Origin of the sequence: Streptomyces sp. NPDC047525 (assembly GCF_040643025.1) — a bacterium.
In the GTDB taxonomy this organism is placed as follows: Bacteria; Actinomycetota; Actinomycetes; order Streptomycetales; family Streptomycetaceae; genus Streptomyces; species Streptomyces durmitorensis.
Genome location: NZ_JBEYTL010000012.1, coordinates 141,922 through 158,584, shown reverse-complemented (window position 1 = coordinate 158,584; position 16,663 = coordinate 141,922). Strand labels below are relative to the sequence as shown.

15 protein-coding genes and 1 pseudogene are annotated in these 16,663 nt (G+C 69.9%); 5 read left to right on the top strand and 11 right to left on the bottom strand.

Features of this window, described 5'->3' with window-relative positions:
- Positions 1-75 precede the first annotated feature (75 nt).
- The 4 genes from hpt to dacB all read right to left on the bottom strand — a co-directional run bounded on the left by hpt (position 76) and on the right by dacB (position 5,104).
- Positions 76-636, bottom strand: coding sequence for a hypoxanthine phosphoribosyltransferase (gene hpt, locus ABZ833_RS31095; protein ID WP_135330538.1), 561 nt, complete (start codon positions 634-636; stop codon positions 76-78).
- 51 nt (positions 637-687) lie between these two features.
- On the bottom strand, positions 688-1,797 hold the full coding sequence (tilS, locus tag ABZ833_RS31090) for a tRNA lysidine(34) synthetase TilS (protein WP_361053339.1): 1,110 nt from the start codon (positions 1,795-1,797) through the stop codon (positions 688-690).
- Between the two features lie 243 nt (positions 1,798-2,040).
- Positions 2,041-3,159 carry a zinc-dependent metalloprotease gene (locus tag ABZ833_RS31085; protein ID WP_249588623.1) on the bottom strand — a complete coding sequence of 373 codons (1,119 nt, stop codon included), beginning with the start codon at positions 3,157-3,159 and terminating at the stop codon, positions 2,041-2,043.
- 349 nt (positions 3,160-3,508) lie between these two features.
- Positions 3,509-5,104: a D-alanyl-D-alanine carboxypeptidase/D-alanyl-D-alanine-endopeptidase gene (gene dacB, locus ABZ833_RS31080; protein ID WP_361053336.1), complete on the bottom strand. Its 1,596-nt coding sequence runs from the start codon at positions 5,102-5,104 to the stop codon at positions 3,509-3,511.
- An 85-nt stretch (positions 5,105-5,189) separates the two neighbouring features.
- On the opposite strand from dacB, the gene ABZ833_RS31075 reads away from it, so the two are divergent.
- Both ABZ833_RS31075 and ABZ833_RS31070 read left to right on the top strand, forming a co-directional pair.
- Positions 5,190-5,678, top strand: coding sequence for an inorganic diphosphatase (locus tag ABZ833_RS31075; RefSeq protein WP_351172006.1), 489 nt, complete (start codon positions 5,190-5,192; stop codon positions 5,676-5,678).
- A gap of 207 nt (positions 5,679-5,885) precedes the next feature.
- Positions 5,886-7,487 carry a threonine/serine exporter family protein gene (locus tag ABZ833_RS31070; RefSeq protein ID WP_361053333.1) on the top strand — a complete coding sequence of 534 codons (1,602 nt, stop codon included), beginning with the start codon at positions 5,886-5,888 and terminating at the stop codon, positions 7,485-7,487.
- Positions 7,488-7,522: 35 nt separating this feature from the next.
- On the opposite strand, the gene ABZ833_RS31065 is transcribed toward ABZ833_RS31070, so the two are convergent.
- Positions 7,523-8,215: a VTT domain-containing protein gene (locus ABZ833_RS31065; RefSeq protein WP_361053330.1), complete on the bottom strand. Its 693-nt coding sequence runs from the start codon at positions 8,213-8,215 to the stop codon at positions 7,523-7,525.
- Between the two features lie 136 nt (positions 8,216-8,351).
- Between ABZ833_RS31065 and ABZ833_RS31060 the strand changes: the two genes are divergently transcribed.
- On the top strand, positions 8,352-8,720 hold the full coding sequence (locus tag ABZ833_RS31060) for a YbjQ family protein (RefSeq protein WP_361053327.1): 369 nt from the start codon (positions 8,352-8,354) through the stop codon (positions 8,718-8,720).
- 103 nt (positions 8,721-8,823) lie between these two features.
- On the opposite strand, the pseudogene ABZ833_RS31055 reads toward ABZ833_RS31060, so the two are convergent.
- Positions 8,824-9,580, bottom strand: a pseudogene (locus tag ABZ833_RS31055) (MerR family transcriptional regulator).
- 157 nt (positions 9,581-9,737) lie between these two features.
- Here ABZ833_RS31055 and ABZ833_RS31050 point away from each other — a divergent pair.
- Complete coding sequence (locus tag ABZ833_RS31050) at positions 9,738-11,159, top strand: glutamate decarboxylase (RefSeq protein ID WP_361053324.1); 1,422 nt, start codon at positions 9,738-9,740, stop codon at positions 11,157-11,159.
- 32 nt (positions 11,160-11,191) lie between these two features.
- Here the strand turns inward: ABZ833_RS31050 and ABZ833_RS31045 are convergent, their stop codons facing one another.
- From ABZ833_RS31045 to ABZ833_RS31035, 3 genes are all read right to left on the bottom strand, one after another.
- Positions 11,192-11,941 carry an ABC transporter permease gene (locus tag ABZ833_RS31045; RefSeq protein WP_361053523.1) on the bottom strand — a complete coding sequence of 250 codons (750 nt, stop codon included), beginning with the start codon at positions 11,939-11,941 and terminating at the stop codon, positions 11,192-11,194.
- A 74-nt stretch (positions 11,942-12,015) separates the two neighbouring features.
- Entirely contained in the window at positions 12,016-12,990 is a 975-nt protein-coding gene (locus ABZ833_RS31040) for an ATP-binding cassette domain-containing protein (protein ID WP_361053322.1), read from the bottom strand.
- Positions 12,991-13,110: 120 nt separating this feature from the next.
- Complete coding sequence (locus ABZ833_RS31035; protein ID WP_361053319.1) at positions 13,111-13,752, bottom strand: PadR family transcriptional regulator; 642 nt, start codon at positions 13,750-13,752, stop codon at positions 13,111-13,113.
- 48 nt (positions 13,753-13,800) lie between these two features.
- On the opposite strand from ABZ833_RS31035, the gene ABZ833_RS31030 reads away from it, so the two are divergent.
- Positions 13,801-14,484: a VOC family protein gene (locus tag ABZ833_RS31030; protein WP_361053316.1), complete on the top strand. Its 684-nt coding sequence runs from the start codon at positions 13,801-13,803 to the stop codon at positions 14,482-14,484.
- Here the strand turns inward: ABZ833_RS31030 and ABZ833_RS31025 are convergent.
- Positions 14,481-15,026 carry a DinB family protein gene (locus tag ABZ833_RS31025; RefSeq protein WP_361053313.1) on the bottom strand — a complete coding sequence of 182 codons (546 nt, stop codon included), beginning with the start codon at positions 15,024-15,026 and terminating at the stop codon, positions 14,481-14,483. The genes ABZ833_RS31030 and ABZ833_RS31025 overlap by 4 nt on opposite strands.
- A gap of 151 nt (positions 15,027-15,177) precedes the next feature.
- Positions 15,178-16,638, bottom strand: a complete 1,461-nt coding sequence (locus ABZ833_RS31020; RefSeq protein ID WP_249588631.1) for an aldehyde dehydrogenase family protein — start codon at positions 16,636-16,638, stop codon at positions 15,178-15,180.
- Between the last annotated feature and the right edge of the window lie 25 nt (positions 16,639-16,663).

The window sequence follows — 16,663 nt, the reverse complement described above, 5'->3', positions numbered from 1 at the left end:
CTTCGCATGCTTCAACGCGGGGAAACGGGTGAGGGTTCCCGGCCGTCTCCGAGGAGTTGGCCGGGAGGCCGGGTCTCAGCCGCCGTAGACGTGCGGAGCGAGCGTGCCGACGAACGGCAGGTTGCGGTACTTCTCCGCGTAGTCCAGGCCGTACCCGATGACGAACTCGTTCGGGATGTCGAAGCCGACCCACTCCACGTCGATCGCGACCTTGGCCGCCTCGGGCTTGCGCAGCAGCGTGCACACCTTCAGCGACGCGGGCTCGCGCGAGCCGAGGTTGGAGAGCAGCCAGGACAGCGTCAGACCGGAGTCGATGATGTCCTCGACGATCAGGACGTGCTTGCCCTTGATGTCGGTGTCCAGGTCCTTGAGGATCCGCACGACACCGGAGGACTGGGTGCCCGCGCCGTACGACGACACGGCCATCCAGTCCATGGTGAGCGGGGTGGACAGCGCACGCGCCAGGTCCGCCATGACCATCACTGCGCCCTTGAGCACTCCGACGATCAGCAGGTCCTTGCCCGCGTACTCCGCGTCGATCTTCGCGGCCAGCTCAGCCAGCTTGGCGTCGATCTCTTCCTTGGTGATGAGCACCGACTGAAGGTCGGTGCCCATGTCTTTCGCGTCCACCCGCATCACTTTCGGTCGTCCGTCCCACCGGCTGCGCGGGGACCAGGGGCCCCTCGGTCAACAGCCTTGCCGGATCACCAGTCTGCCACCCTGGCGCTGAGCGACGACTTTGCCCGGGAGATTGATGGCCCCCTGGCCGCGCCATCCCGTGATCAGCCGGTCCACCTCTTCGAGGTGCCGGGCGAACAGCGCACCGGCCGGGGCGCCCGCCTCGATGGCGGCGCGGCGCACGATGCGGCGGCGTACGGCGGGCGGCAGGGCGTAGAGCTTGGCGCACTCCAGGAGTCCCGCGGCGTCGCGCACGGAAGCTTCCGCCTGTGCGGCCCAGTGGTCCAAGGCGTCGGCGTCATCCCGGGACAACTGGGCCGTACGGGCGAGTGCTTCCACGACGCCCTTGCCGAGCGCCTTCTCCAGGGCGGGCAGACCTTCGTGCCGCAGCCGCGAGCGTGTGTAGGCGGGGTCGGTGTTGTGCGGGTCGTCCCAGACGGGGAGCGACTGGACCATGCAGGCCTTGCGGGCGGTCTGCCGGTCGATGTGCAGGAAGGGGCGGCGGTAGCGGCGGTCGGCCCCCGGGCCGCCGGACACGGCCGCCATCCCGGACAGGGAACGGATGCCGGAGCCGCGGGCGAGTCCGAGCAGGACCGTCTCCGCCTGGTCGTCGCGGGTGTGGCCGAGCAGGATCGCGGCGGCGCCGTGGCGGTCGGCCACCGCGTCGAGCGCGCCGTATCTCGCGTCGCGGGCCGCGGCCTCGGGGCCGCCGTCCCGGCCGACGTCGACGGCGACGGACTCGATGGGGTCGAGGCCGAGGGCGGTGAGCCGCGCGACGACCTCGGCGGCGCGCAGATCGGACCCGTCCTGCAGTCCGTGGTCGACGGTGACGCCGCCGGCGCGGATGCCGAGCTTGGGGGCCTCGAAGGCGAGGGCGGAGGCGAGGGCCATGGAGTCGGCGCCGCCTGAGCACGCGACAAGGACGAGTGGCGTCGTGGCCTGCTCGCGTGGAGGGTGGGGGTGAGCGGGGCGCGGAGGGACGTGCTCGGGGCTGCGCTGTGCTTCGGGGCGCCGTAGGTCGGCGCGCTGGGCGTCGGTGCGCTGTACGTCGGTCAGTACGTCGTGGAGTACGCGGCGGACCGCCAGGCGTATCGCCGCGACCGCAGGATGGGGACCCATGTCCGGTTCCCTTCATGAAGTTCGGGGGTGAGCCTCGGACCTGTCACTGTCACTCAGGACCACCACTCGGGAGATCGGGCCTCAGTCAGACCTCACGAGGTTAGTCACTCAGAGTGTGTCGATGGTGACAGAGCCGAGCCGTTCCCCGAGCATTGCACGCCTACCCATGGCTCACGGTCCCTCGGACGGGTGATTGCGGGGGCGTTCGCCTGCCATCGGCCGCAACTCGCTCCCCTACTGCCCTCACTCTCCCTTACGGTGCACCCGCGCGACCCAGTCCGCCGGTTTGGCGATCTCCGACTTGGTGGGCAGCGTGTTCGGCGAAGTCCAGACCCGGTTGAAGCCGTCCATACCGACCTCGCCGACGACCGCGCGCACGAAACGCTCGCCGTCGCGGTATTGGCGCAATTTCGCGTCGAGGCCGAGCAGCTTGCGCAGGGCCTGGTCAAGGCGGCTCGCCCCGCGCGCCCTGCGCTGCTGGAACTTCTCCCGGATCTCGTTGACGGAAGGCACCACGTCCGGCCCGACTCCGTCCATCACGAAGTCCGCGTGGCCCTCGAGGAGCGACATGACAGCTGTCAGCCGGCCGAGGATCTCGCGCTGGGCGGGGGTCTGCACCAGCTCCACGATGGAGCGGCCCCCGTCGTCCTCCTCGCCCTCGGGGCGGCCGCCGGCGAGGGACTGGGCGGCTTCCCTGATGCGCTCGAGGACCGTCATGGGGTCGACCTCGGTCTCGGAGAGGAATGACTGGATCTCCCCCTCCAAGTGGTCCCGCAGCCAGGGCACGGCGGAGAACTGCGTGCGGTGCGTCTCCTCGTGCAGGCAGACCCAGAGCCTGAAGTCATGGGGGTCCACGTCGAGTTCGCGCTCGACGTGCACGATGTTCGGCGCCACGAGCAGGAGCCTGCCGCCGCCGTGCTCGCCCGCCGGGAGGTCGCGGGTGGCCGGGGCGAAGGTCTCGTACTGCCCGAGGACGCGGGAGGCGAGGAAGGAGAGCAGCATCCCGAGCTCGACGCCCGTGACCTTGCCGCCGACCGCGCCGAGCACGGCGCCGCCCGGGCCGCTGCGCCGGTCCTGCATCTTGTCCAGGAGGGGCTTGAGGATCTCCCGGAACCCGGCGACGTTGGCCCGGATCCACCCGGCCCGGTCGACCACGAGCACCGGGGTGTCGTGGATGTCCTCCGTGCCCATCCGGGTGAAGGAACGGACATGTTCCTCCGAGGACTTCGCATGCTTCCGGAGCTCGGCGACGATGGCCCGCGCCTCGTCCCGGCTCACTTCTGGACCCGGCCGGACGAGCCGGGTCGCGGTCGCCACCGCGAGATTCCAGTCGACCATCTCCGCACCACCGATGCTCGTCATGCGTCAACGGTACGTGGTCGACTCCGCCTACGGAGGGGGTTGAGCCCCGAGATTGCCCCACTCCGGGCCCCTAGGGGCCAACGGGAAGGAATCGCCCCCCAAAACCACCGACCGCCGCTACCGCCGGTCCGGCGGCGCGACATGACACGACACGACACGACAACGGACGAGACACCACCCCACCGGCCGGGGGTCCGGGGGTTGCCCCCGGGAAAACACAGCCAGTCGACCATCTCCGCTCCACCGATGCTCCCCAACGCACCAGCACCCGGCCGACCCCACCCGCAGAAGGCACCGAGCCCCGCGACCGCCCCACTCCGGACCCGTTAGGGCACCGCCCCGCCCGTAATCACCGGCACCCACACGTCGCCACCGCCGAAGCCATCCGGTCGAGTGCCCCCTGTGCCGCCTTGGGGTCCGTCGTGCCTGTTGTCATGAAGGCGAAGACCAGGAGGCGGCCGTCCGTGTCCACGACCGTGCCCGCGAGGGTGTTCACGCCCGTCAGGGTGCCTGTCTTGGCGCGTACTACGCCCGTGCCCGGGGAGTCCTTGGGGTAGCGGTCGACCAGTGTGCCCGTGAAGCCGGCCACCGGCAGGCCCGTCACCACCGAGCGCAGTTCGGGGTGGGCCGGGTCGGCGGCGCGGGCCAGGAGTGCGGAGAGCAGTTCGGCCGAGCTGCGGTCGGCCCGGTCCAGGCCGCTGCCGTCCGCGAACTTCGTTCCCTTGAGGGGGAGTTGGGCCTTCTTCAGTTGGGCGTTGATCGCTTTGTCCGCGCCGTCGAAGCTCACCGGCTCCTTCGAGGCGAGCGCCGTCTGGCGGGCGAGCGCCTCCGCGATGTCGTTGTCGCTGTGCGTCAGCATCCGCTCGACCAGCGCGGAAAGCGGCGCCGACTCGACCTTGGCCAGGGACTCGGCCCGGTCACTCGCCTTGGACGGGCCGGGTTCTCTCCCGTCCTTCTTGCCCTTGGCACCCGCGTCCGCGCCCGTCTCGATGCCCTGTTCCTCCAGGAGCTCCGCGAACTTCTTCGCCGCGTCGCCCGCCGGATCCCCCGAGCGCGGGGCCGGCCCGCTGGAGGAGTCGTCGAGGCGGCCCTCGTCGGCCATCAGGGCGCTGACCAGTGTGAGGTTCTCGTTCGGGCCGATGGGGTGCTGCTGCTCCCCCGTGTAGAGGGAGGTGTCGTACGACAGGTTCACCTTGTCCGTGCCGCGGTCCTTCAGGGCACGCGCGGTGTCCTCCGCCAGTTCGCGCAGGCTCGCGGCGCTGCCCGAGTACGGGCCGTCCTTGCGGGCCGTGAGCGTGGGGTCGCCGCCTCCCACCAGGACGACGTCCTTGGAGTCCGGCTCGATGACCGTCTTCGTGGTGATGCGGTGGTCCGCCCCCGCCGAGGTCAGCGCCGCGACCGCGGTGGCGATCTTGGTGGTGGACGCGGGCGTCAGGGCGTCCCCGCCGCCCTTGCCGTAGACCCGCCGCCCGGTGCCCGCGTCGATGACGACCGCCGACCGCTCGGGACCCAGCGCCTTGTCCTTCAGGAGCGGGTCGAGGACGCCCGCGAGCGCCTTGCCGTCCGGAGCCGGCGCGGAGCCGCCGTGCGCGGAGCCCACGGGTGCGCCGAGCCCTCTGAGCACGGAAGGTGCGCTCGGGGCGGCCGCCGGCGCCCGTCCGGACGTACGACCTCCGTGATCTGTGCCACCCCCGGCCTCCTGAGAGGCCGCCCAGTCCCGCTCGGCCGTACGCTGACCGGAGGAGTCCCAGGGGCCGGCCGCGGCCACCGCACCGGCCGCGACAGCGAGTCCTACGGTGGCGGCACCCGCCGTGAGCTGCCAGGTCTTGAGCTTCGCAGGAGCTCTGAGAGCGGCAGGGATCTTGGGAGCCGGAGGCTTGGGGAGCTGCCCCGCCAGCCTCCGAACCTGCTGCCAGGTCTTCTGCCAAGGCTTGAGCTCGGGCACGACGACCAGCCCCTTTCGCGATCACACATCTGCGTGAGGGACACTTAACCACCCGAAGTATGTGCTGATCATGGAGGAGCCACCCGTGGAGTTCGACGTCACCATCGAGATTCCGAAGGGTTCGCGGAACAAGTACGAGGTGGACCACGAGACCGGCCGGATCCGCTTGGACCGTCGCCTCTTCACGTCGACCAGCTACCCCGCGGACTACGGCTTCGTCGAGAACACCCTCGGCGAGGACGGTGACCCGCTGGACGCCCTCGTCATCCTGGACGAGCCGACCTTCCCGGGCTGCCTCATCAAGTGCCGCGCGATCGGCATGTTCCGGATGACCGACGAGGCGGGCGGCGACGACAAGCTGCTCTGCGTCCCGGCGTCGGACCCCCGCGTGGAGCACCTGCGCGACATCCACCACGTCTCCGAGTTCGACCGCCTGGAGATCCAGCACTTCTTCGAGGTCTACAAGGACCTGGAGCCCGGCAAGTCCGTCGAGGGCGCCGACTGGGTCGGCCGCACGGACGCCGAGGCCGAGATCGAGAAGTCGTACAAGCGCGCGGAGGCGCAGGGTCACTGAGTACCCCTCCCCCTCCTCTGACGGGCCGCGCGATCTTCACGAAGACCGCGCGGCCCGTTCGCGTATCTGTGCGCATACTGTTCGTACTGGAGGTGCGCAGGGTTCGTATGTGGGAGCGAGGCAGTAAAAGTGGCTGACCAGGAGGCCGAAGACCGAAAGCCACAGTCGGATGAGGCTCGGAGTGCGTTCACTCAGCCCACCGGTGTGATGCCGCAGCCGCCGGCGCCCGAGGACGAGTCGCAGACCACCTCGGAGTTCGCGATCCCGACCGGTCTGCCGAACCTCGCGTCGGCGTCGACGACGCAGGAGACCGAGAAGTCGGCGTTCACCACACCGAACACCTACAGCTCGCGCACCGCGCCCCCCGCCTTCACGCCCCCGCACGGCATCCCCCTGGTGAAGCTCACCAAGGAGACCCCCTGGCAGGACCAGATGCGCACGATGCTGCGCATGCCGGTTGCCGAGCGGCCCACTCCGGAGGCCTCGCAGAAGCACGAGGACGAGACCGGGCCCGCCGTGCCGCGCGTGCTCGACCTGACGCTGCGTATCGGCGAGCTGCTGCTGGCCGGCGGCGAGGGCGCCGAGGACGTGGAGGCGGCGATGTTCGCCGTCTGCCGCAGCTACGGCCTCGACCGCTGCGAGCCGACCGTGACGTTCACGCTGCTCTCGATCTCGCACCAGCCGTCCCTGGTGGACGACCCGGTGACGGCATCGAGGACCGTGCGCCGCCGGGGCACCGACTACACCCGTCTCGCGGCCGTCTTCCAGCTGGTGGACGACATCAGCGACACGGACATCGACGTCTCCCTGGAGGAGGCCTACCGCCGTCTGGCGGCGATCCGCCGTAACCGCCACCCCTACCCCGGCTGGGCGCTCACCGCGGCCAGCGGGCTGCTCGCGGGCTCGGCCTCCGTGCTCGTCGGCGGTGGCGCCCTGGTCTTCCTGGTCGCGGCCTTCGGCGCCATGCTCGGCGACCGCCTCGCCTGGCTCTGCGCGGGCCGCGGCCTTCCGGAGTTCTACCAGTTCGTGGGGGCCGCGATGCCGCCCGCCGCGATGGGCGTCACGCTCAGCCTCGTGCACTCCCAGGAGGTCAACGCGTCCGCGGTGATCACGGGTGGCCTCTTCGCCCTGATCCCGGGAAGAGCCCTGGTGGCGGGCGTCCAGGACGGCCTGACCGGCTACTACATCACCGCGGCCGCCCGCCTCCTCGAGGTCTGCTATCTCGTCGTGGGCATCGTCGTCGGCGTCCTGCTCGTGCTGTCGCTCGGCGTGATGCTGGACGCGACGAGCCTGCAGCCCGAGACGGCGTTCGTGGCGACCGACTCGCGCCCGGTGATCCAGATCCTGGCGTCGATGGCGCTGAGTCTGGCCTTCGCGATACTGCTCCAGCAGGAACGTCACACCGTGCTGATCGTGACCCTCAACGGCGGTATCGCCTGGGTCATGTTCGGCGCCCTCGCCCAGACGTCGCTGGAGCTCTCGCCGGTCGCCGCGACGGCCGTCGCGGCCGGGCTCGTGGGCCTGTTCGGGCAGCTCTTCTCGCGCTACCGCTTCGCCTCTTCACTGCCGTACGTCACTGCGGCCATCGGCCCGCTGCTGCCCGGCAGCGCGACGTACTTCGGGCTGCTGGCCCTCGCGCAGAACGACATGAACACGGGCATCAACTCGCTCACCAAGGCGGCAGCGACGGCCCTTGCCATCGCGATCGGCGTGAACCTGGGCAGCGAGGTCTCGCGCCTGATCCTCAAGATCCCGGGCGCGACCACCGCGGCGAACCGCCGCGCGGCCAAGCGGACGCGCGGCTTCTGACGCCGTACAGGCTCGTTCGGCGCCGTACGGGCTCGCTACCGCTTGGCGTGCCGGCCGCGCGGTGCCGGGGCCGCCCCGGGGGCGTCGCCCTCGGCCGCGGCCGTCTTCTTGGACTTGCTGCGCGCCCGCAGGAACTCGATGACGATCGGCACCACCGAGATCAGGACGATCAGGATGAGGATCGCCTCGATGTTCTTGTGCACGAAGTCGATGTTGCCCAGCCACGCGCCGAGCAGCGTCACGCCCGCGCCCCACAGGATGCCGCCGATGATGTTGAACGTGATGAACGAGCGGTACCGCATGCCGCTGACGCCCGCGATGATCGGCGTGAACGTACGCACGATGGGCACGAAGCGGGCCAGGACGAGGGACTTCGGGCCGTACTTCTCGAAGAAGTCGTGCGCCTTGACCACGTTCTCCTGCTTGAACAGCTTGGAGTCCGGGCGGTTGAAGAGCGAGGGGCCGACCTTCTTGCCGAAGAGATAGCCCGCCTGGTCACCGAGGATCGCGGCGATGCAGATGAGGACGACACAGAGCCAGAGCGGGAAGTCCAGCTGCTTCGTCGTGATCAGCAGACCCGTCGTGAACAGCAGCGAGTCACCCGGCAGGAAGAAGCCGATGAGCAGGCCCGACTCGGCGAAGACGATCGCGAGCAGACCCCAGACCCCGAACGTGTTCAGGAGGTAATCCGGGTCCAGCCAGCTTGGTCCGAGCGCAAGCGTCGTCACGGTTCCGTGCTCCTGAGGGTGAGAGGGCGATGCGGCGGGGACGGCCGCCCAAAGCTATCAACGCGAGGTGACGTGCCCAGGTTCCACTGCCCTTCCCAGGGTGCACTGTGCGTGATCTGAGACAAAGCTGTGTGCCATGGGTATCGAAGATTTCGGCGGTGGCACCGACCCGCACTCCGACGTACTGGTCGTGACGACGAACGACGTACCGGGGTACCGCGTACAACAGGTTATCGGTGAGGTCTTCGGCCTCACCGTGCGCTCCCGGCACCTGGGCAGCCAGATCGGCGCGGGCCTCAAGTCCATGATCGGCGGCGAGCTGAAGGGCCTCACGAAGACGCTGGTGGAGACCCGGAACCAGGCCATGGAGCGCCTCATCGAGCAGGCACGCGCGCGGGGCGCCAACGCGGTCCTGATGATGCGCTTCGACGTCACCGAGGCCGCGGACGTGGGCACGGAGGTGTGCGCGTACGGGACAGCGGTGGTGATCGTCCAGGAGAGCTGACGTAAGGGGCTTCCGCCATGGCGGAAGCCCCTTACGCGGTCATTTCGCGTCAGCCGGTCACTCGTACGTCGCGTACGCGGTCACTCGTGCCGTGCGTACGCGCTCACTCGTGCCGTGCGGCGTTGGCCCGGATCGCGTCCCTCAGGTGCTCGGCGAGACCCGGCCGCATGGAGTCGTAGAACTCCTTGAACCGCTCGTCGGACACGTACATCTCGGCGAGGCCCTGGTGGATCTCGAAGGTGCACTCGTAGAACCACTTGGTGATGTGCTGCCGGTGTTCCTCGGCCATGGCCACGGCCCGCTCGCCCGTCGCCGCCTCGCCGGCCGCCATGAGGGCGTCGTAGCGCTCTCCCCAGTCGGCGACCTCGGCCTGCATGCGTTTCCAGTCATCCTTGGTGTAGCGGGCGGCCCGCCGCTGTGACTCGGCATACGCGTCCGTGCCGCCCCAGCGCTCCTCCGCCTCCTGCGCGTGCTCCTCGGGGTCCTTGTCCCCGAAGACCTCGAACTTCTCCTCGGGTGTGAGGTTGATGCCCATCTTCCGTGCCTCCATCGCGGTCTCGACGGCGGCGGCCATCTCCTGGAGCTTGGTGATCCGGGCGGTCAGCAGCTCGTGCTGGCGGCGCAGGTGCGCGCGGGTCCGTGTCCGGGTCGTCCAGGAGTGCCGCCACCTGATCGAGGGGGAAGCCGAGCTCCCGGTAGAACAGGACCTGCTGCAGCCGGTCCAGGTCGGCGTCGCCGTAGCGCCGGTGGCCCGCGTGGCTGCGCTCGCTGGGCACGAGCAGGCCGATCTCGTCGTAGTGGTGCAGCGTGCGCACCGTCACTCCGGCGAAACCGGCGACCTGTCCCACGGAGTAGCTCATGGCTGGCTCCCGCCTCTCTCTCGGTACGCGTTTCAGCCTGAATCCTCACGCCACGTGAGGTGCAAGTGCAGAGCCCGGCCGCCGCCCATATCCTCGCCAGCAGGGACATGAAAGCCCCGGACAGGGACAGAAAACCTCAGCCCCGAGGAGACCGCCCATGCCGCTCCATCACAGCGAGGACCCGAAGGGCGACCCCAAGAAGCGCGCCCTTTCGGTGAACCCCTTCTACGGAGAGGCCAACCCGGTCAGCGGCATGACCGAGGCGCCGCCCAAGCACCGCCTCCCCGACGGGCCGCTGCCGCCCACGACGGCGTACCAGCTGGTGCACGACGAGCTGATGCTGGACGGCAACTCACGCCTCAACCTCGCGACCTTCGTCACGACGTGGATGGAACCGCAGGCGGGCGTCCTCATGGCCGAGTGCACGGACAAGAACATGATCGACAAGGACGAGTACCCGCACACCGCCGAGCTGGAGCGGCGCTGCGTGGCCATGCTCGCCGACCTGTGGCGGGCGCCGGATCCGTCGGGCGCCGTCGGCTGCTCGACGACCGGGTCCAGCGAGGCGTGCATGCTCGCCGGGATGGCGCTCAAGCGCCGCTGGGCCAAGAGGAACAGCGACCGCTACCCCTCCCCCACCGCACGCCCCAACCTCGTCATGGGCGTCAACGTCCAGGTCTGCTGGGACAAGTTCTGCAACTTCTGGGAGGTCGAGGCGCGCCAGGTCCCCATGGAGGGCGACCGGTACCACCTCGACCCGGTGGCCGCCGCCGAGCTCTGCGACGAGAACACGATCGGCGTCGTGGCGGTGCTCGGCTCCACCTTCGACGGGTCGTACGAGCCGGTGGCCGAGCTCTGCGCGGCCCTCGACGACCTCCAGGAGCGCACCGGGCTCGACATCCCCGTGCACGTCGACGGCGCGTCCGGCGCGATGGTGGCGCCCTTCATCGACGAGGACCTGGAGTGGGACTTCCGCCTCCCGAGGGTGGCGTCGATCAACACGTCGGGCCACAAGTACGGCCTGGTCTATCCGGGCGTCGGCTGGGCGCTGTGGCGGGACGCGGACTCGCTGCCGGAGGAGCTGGTGTTCCGGGTGAACTACCTCGGCGGAGACATGCCGACCTTCGCGCTGAACTTCTCCCGGCCGGGTGCGCAGGTCGTCGCGCAGTACTACACGTTCCTGCGCCTGGGCCGCGAGGGCTACCGCGCCGTCCAGCAGGCCGCCAGGGACGTCGCCCGCGGCCTCGCGGACCGCGTCGAGGCGCTCGGCGACTTCCGGCTGATCACCCGCGGCGACCAGCTGCCGGTGTTCGCCTTCACGACGCGGGACGACGTGAAGGCGTACGACGTCTTCGACGTGTCCCGGCGGCTTCGCGAGCGCGGCTGGCTGGTCCCCGCGTACACCTTCCCGGCCCACCGCGAGGATCTGGCGGTGCTCCGCGTGGTCTGCCGCAACGGCTTCACGGCCGACCTCGCGGAGCTCTTCCTGGCCGATCTGAGCAGCCTGGTGCCCGAACTGCGGGAGCAGCCGCACCCCTTCACGCGGGACAGGGACGCGGCCACCGGGTTCCACCACTAGGCCCGCAACCAGGCCCGCACGGATTCACGCTGCTACTTGCTGAGCGCCCCGAACCTGCGCACGGCGAGCGGCATGAACACCCCCACGAGCACCACGGGCCACACCACGGCCATGAGCCCCGCGTGCTCGGCGGCCCACGAAGTGCCCACCACCCCGGGGTCGTTGCCGAACAGATCACGGACCGCGGTGGCCGTCGCCGACATCGGGTTCCACTCGACCGTCGCGCCGAGCCAGCCGGGCATGTTCTGCGGGACCGTGAAGGCGTTGGAGAGGAAGCCGACCGGCCAGACCAGGATCTGCACGGCCATGACCAGCTCCGGCCTGCCCGCGACCATCGCCAGGTGGATGCCGATCCACAGCATCGCGAACCGCAGCAGGAGCAGCAGACCGACCGCGCCGAGCGCCTCGCCGATCGAGCCGTGCCAGCGCCAGCCGATGGCGAGGCCGACGCCGATCATGACGATCAGCGAGACGAGCGACTGCAGCATGTCCGCGACCGAACGGCCCACCAGGACCGCGCCGTTGGTCATCGGCATGGACCGGAAGCGGTCGATCACACCCTTGTTGAGGTCCTGCGTGACGGCGACCATGGTCGCGTCCAGGCCGAAGGTCATGGTCAGCGCGAACATGCCGGGCACCAGGAACTCGGCGTAGTCGCCCGCGATGCCCTTTCCGCCGCCGATCAGGAAGTTGAACATCAGCAGGAACATCACCGGGAAGGCCAGGCCGACGAGCACCTGCACGGGCTGCCGCACCCAGTGCGCGAGTTCGCGCCGCGTCATGGTCCAGGAGTCGACCGCGGCCCACCTGAAGGGCGCGCCGCCCGCCGCCGGAGTGCGGCTGATCGTCGTCGTGCTCACACGGCCTCCTTCGTACGTTCCTGGTGATCGGCACGGCCTGTCCGGTCCTCCGCGGGGCCCGTCAGGCGCAGGAACACCTCGTCCAGGGTCGGCCTGCGCACCGCGATGTCCTCCGCCTCGACACCGGCCTCCCGCAGGGCCTGCACGACCCCGGTGAGCGCCGCCATCCGGTCCACCACCGGCGCGCTGGCAAGGCGCCGGTCCGCGTCCAGGGTGGCGTCGCCGGGCAGCAGCCGTGCCGCGAGCTCCAGTTGGGCCGCGTCCCGCACCACCACGTCGATCCGGTCGCCGCCCGTCCTGGTCTTCAGCTCGTCCGCCGTGCCGTCCGCGATGACCCGGCCCCTGTCGATCACCGAGATGCGGTGGGCGAGCTGGTCCGCCTCTTCGAGGTACTGCGTGGTGAGCAGCACCGTCGTGCCGCCGTCGACCAGCGAGCGCACCGCGCCCCAGACCTCCGTGCGGCCCTGCGGGTCCAGGCCCGTGGTCGGCTCGTCCAGGAACAGCACCTCGGGCTCCGTGATGAGCGAGGCCGCGAGGTCGAGGCGGCGCCGCATGCCGCCGCTGTACTGCTTGACCGCCTTGCGGCCCGTGTCCCCGAGCCCGAAGCGCTCCAGGAGCTCGTCGGCCCGCACGCCCGCGCGCCGGGCGCCCAGGTGGTAGAGCCGCCCGAACATGTCCAGGTTCTGCCGGCCGCTCAACTCCTCGTCCAGGGCCGCGTGCTGGCCGAGCAGGCCGATGCGCCTGCGCACCTCGTCCGGCTGCCTGCGCACGTCGTACCCGGCGACCTCCACCCGGCCCTCGTCCGCCCGCAGCAGCGTGGCGAGCACCCGCACCGCCGTGGTCTTGCCCGCGCCGTTCGGGCCGAGCACGCCGTGCACCGTGCCGCGCCCGACCGCCAGGTCCAGGCCGTCCAGCGCCCGCTTCTCCCCGTACCGCTTCCGTGCGCCCTCGACGACGATCGCGTCCGTCATCCGTCTCCCTCCGAGCCCGTGCCACCCCGTAGTCAAACTTGACTACGAACTCAACGCGAAGGAAGGTATCCCCGAATCCGTCATTAGTCAAACTTGATCAGCGGCCACCCCCGGCACCGCTCAGCGATCGTCCTCCGCGTGCGTCTCCCCGGACGCGAACGGGTTCTCCTCGCCCTCGCCGAGGATGCCCACGAACGGCTCACCCTCCCCCGCGAACGTGTACGCCCCGCCCTCGATCCGCTCGATCAGGCCCCGCGTCCACTCCACGCCGCCGTCGGCCGTGTGGACCCAGAGGTTCATGATCTCGCCGATGTGCCCGAGCTGCTCCGGGCCGTCCTCGGGCGTGTAGTACTCCGTGACGGATCTGCGCCAGTCCTCGATGCCCCGCACCCGCTGCCTGAGCAGCTCGACCGCCTCGCCGCGGGGCAGGTCGACGATGAAGCCGAGGGCCGCCGAGAGCATGTCAGGGCGCTGGTCGTACGAGACGAGGTTGGACCGGAGCAGGTTCAGGAACTCCTCGGTGCCCGCCTCCGTGATCTCGTACTCCGTGCGCGGCGGGCCGCCCGCCGTCGACGGGGCGATCTCGTGCGCGAGCAGCAGGCCCTGCTTGGCCATCTGCTTCAGGGCGTGGTAGATCGAGCCGGGCTTGGCGTTGGACCACTCATGGGCGCCCCAGTACTCCAGGTCGTTGCGCACCTGATAGCCGTGGGCCCGCCCGTGCTGACGGACGGCGCCGAGGACCAGCAGTCGGATCGCCGACATCGGGCCACCTCCTTCTCACTTCTAATCAACTTTGATTAGAGTAGCGGCATGGCCGAGACAATGATCCCCTTGTTCCCCTGCCACGAGCTCGACGAGACCCTCGACTTCTACAAGGCCATCGGTTTCGAGGTGACCTTCCGCCAAAAGGCGCCCAATCCGTACGCAGTGGTTCGGCGCGGCGACATGGAGCTGCAGTTCTTCCAGCTCAAGGGCTACGACCCGCAGGCCTCCCACAGCACCTGCTACGTCATGACCGACCGCGTGGACACCCTCCACGACGCTTTCCGCGCCGGGCTCAAGCAGGCCCTCGGGCGGATACCGACCCGCGGTCTGCCCCGGATCGGCGCCGTGAAGGACATGAGCTACGGGGTGCGGCAGTTCCTGATGACGGACCCGGCGGGCAACTGCGTCCGCATCGGGCAGCCCATCGCCGATTCCTTCGAGCACGCGCCGGTACCCAGGGAGAGGTACGCGCGCGCCCTCCACCAGGCCACCCTCCTCGGCGAGTCCAAGGAGGACCACGCGGCAGCCGCCCGCATCATCGACAGCGCCCTCGCGGCCGACGGCACCCCCACCCCCGAACAGCTCAGGGAGCTGTACACCCTGCGGGCGGAGATGGCCGCACAGCTCGGCGATGAGGAGCAGGAGACACGGTTCCTGGAGCTGGCAGCCGGCTCTGGAGCCAGCCCCGGACCCGGATCCGGACCCGGCCCCGACCCCGAGGGCCTCTAGCCCCAGCTCTCGCCGCGCTCCTGGGCCACCAGCTCGAAGGCCGTCTTGCCGTCGAGGGTCTCGCGGATGATGTCGGCGTGGCCCGAGTGCCGGGACATCTCGGTGATCAGGCGGAGCAGCACCCACCGCATCGACACGTCCTCCTTCGGGAACCACGGCTCGTCGGGGAGCGCGAAGGTCTCGTCGAGCGTGGGCAGGGAGCGGATGAACTCCGCGGTCCGCTGGGCGACTTGACCCCAGTACGCGAGCACCGAATCGACCGTCTCGCCCTCGATCAGGCGGAAGCACTCGTCCCAGTTCGCCTCGGTGCGCTCGATCGCGGGGGCGACGCCCTTCGCCCGCGAGATCCACCCCTCCTCGACCTCCGCGACATGCTTGAGCAGCCCGGAGAGCGAGAGCTCGCTGGCGCTCGGCTTGGTGGCCGCCTGCTCGTCGGTCAGGCCGAGCAGGGCCCGCCGGATGCCGCCGCGTTCGGCGTCGAGGAAGGCGAGCAGCGCGCCGCGCTCGTCGCCGGGGGCCTCTGCGTTGACGTGGGTGACCATGGGGTCCGCCTCTCCGAGCCTGTGGAGCCTGCCGGGCTTTCCGACACCACTGACGTTACGGACCCTTGCGGTCAGGTTCTGTCCGCAAGGGTCCGTGAGTTCTTGACGTACGGGATGGAGCCCCAGAAGGGCTCAGAAGGTCAGGAAGGGCTCAGAACGGGAAACGGGAGCGTCCGTGCTGCACCGAGATCCACTGCTGCGTCGTGAACGCGTCCACCGTCGACTCGCCGTTGAGGCGCCCGACGCCCGAGTGCTTCTCGCCGCCGAAGGGCACGATCGGCTCGTCGTGCACGGTGCCGTCGTTCACGTGGAACATGCCGCTGTTGATCCGCTGCGCGAACCGCACGCCGCGCTCGACGTCGGCCGTGTGGACGGCGCCGCTGAGCCCGTACGGGGTGTCGTTGGCGATCCGTACGGCCTCTTCCTCGCCGTCGAAGGGCACGAGGAGCGCCACCGGGCCGAAGACCTCCTGGCGCAGGACCGGGGCGTCGGCCGCCAGGTCCGTGAGGACGGTGGGCGCCACCAGGTTGCCGTCCGTGCTGCCGTGCAGGAGCGCCTTGGCGCCCGCGGCCACCGCCTGGTCGACGGTCTTCGTCACCGCGTCCGCCTGCGAGGAGTTGATCAGCGGGCCGATGTGGGTCGACGGGTCCGCCGGGTCGCCGACCTTCAGGGACGCGACCTTGGCGACGAACCTCTCGGTGAACTCCGCCTCCAGGGAGCGGTCCACGAGGATGCGGTTGGCGGCCATGCAGACCTGCCCCTGGTGCACGAAGCGGCTGAAGACCGCCGCGTCCACGGCGTAGTCGATGTCCGCGTCGTCCAGGACGACCAGGGCGCTGTTGCCGCCGAGCTCAAGGATCGAGCGCTTGAAGTTCGCGGCGCAGACCGTGCCGACGTGGCGGCCCACGCGGTCCGAGCCCGTGAAGGAGATGACGCTCGGGACCGGGTGCTCGATGAACGCGTCACCGATCTCGGCGATGTCGGTGATCACCACGTTCAGGACACCGGCCGGAAGACCCGCCTCCTCGAAGAGCTTCGCGAGGAAGCTGCCGCCCATCACGGGCGTGTTCTGATGCGGCTTGAGCACCACCGCGTTGCCCAGGGCGAGCGCCGGGGCGACCGTCTTGAGGGAGAGCAGGAGCGGGAAGTTGAAGGGGCTGATGACACCGACCACGCCGACCGGGACGCGGTAGAGGCGGTTCTCCTTGGTGTCGTCCGGCGACGGCAGGATGCGGCCCTCGGGCTGCAGCGCGACGTGGACGGCCTCGCGCAGGAACTCCTTGGTGAGGTGGATCTCGAAGGCGGCCTTGAGCCGGGTGCCGCCCAGTTCGGCCACGATCGCGTCGGATATCTCTTCCTCACGGTCCTCGACGATGCGCAGGGCACGCTCGAAGACGGCGCGCCGGGCATAGGGGTTGGTCGCACCCCACGCCTTCTGGGCACGCTCGGCCGCCCGGTAGGCCTGGTCCACCTCGTCGGCCGTCGCCACGGTGATCGACGCGAGCTTCTCCCCGTTGTACGGATTGAAGTCGATGATGTCCCAGGAGCCGGAACCGGCCTTCCACTCACCGTCTATGTACTGGTGAGCCAGGTCAGTGAAGAAGGACGACATGAGACCCCTAGACGCAGACTGTGCA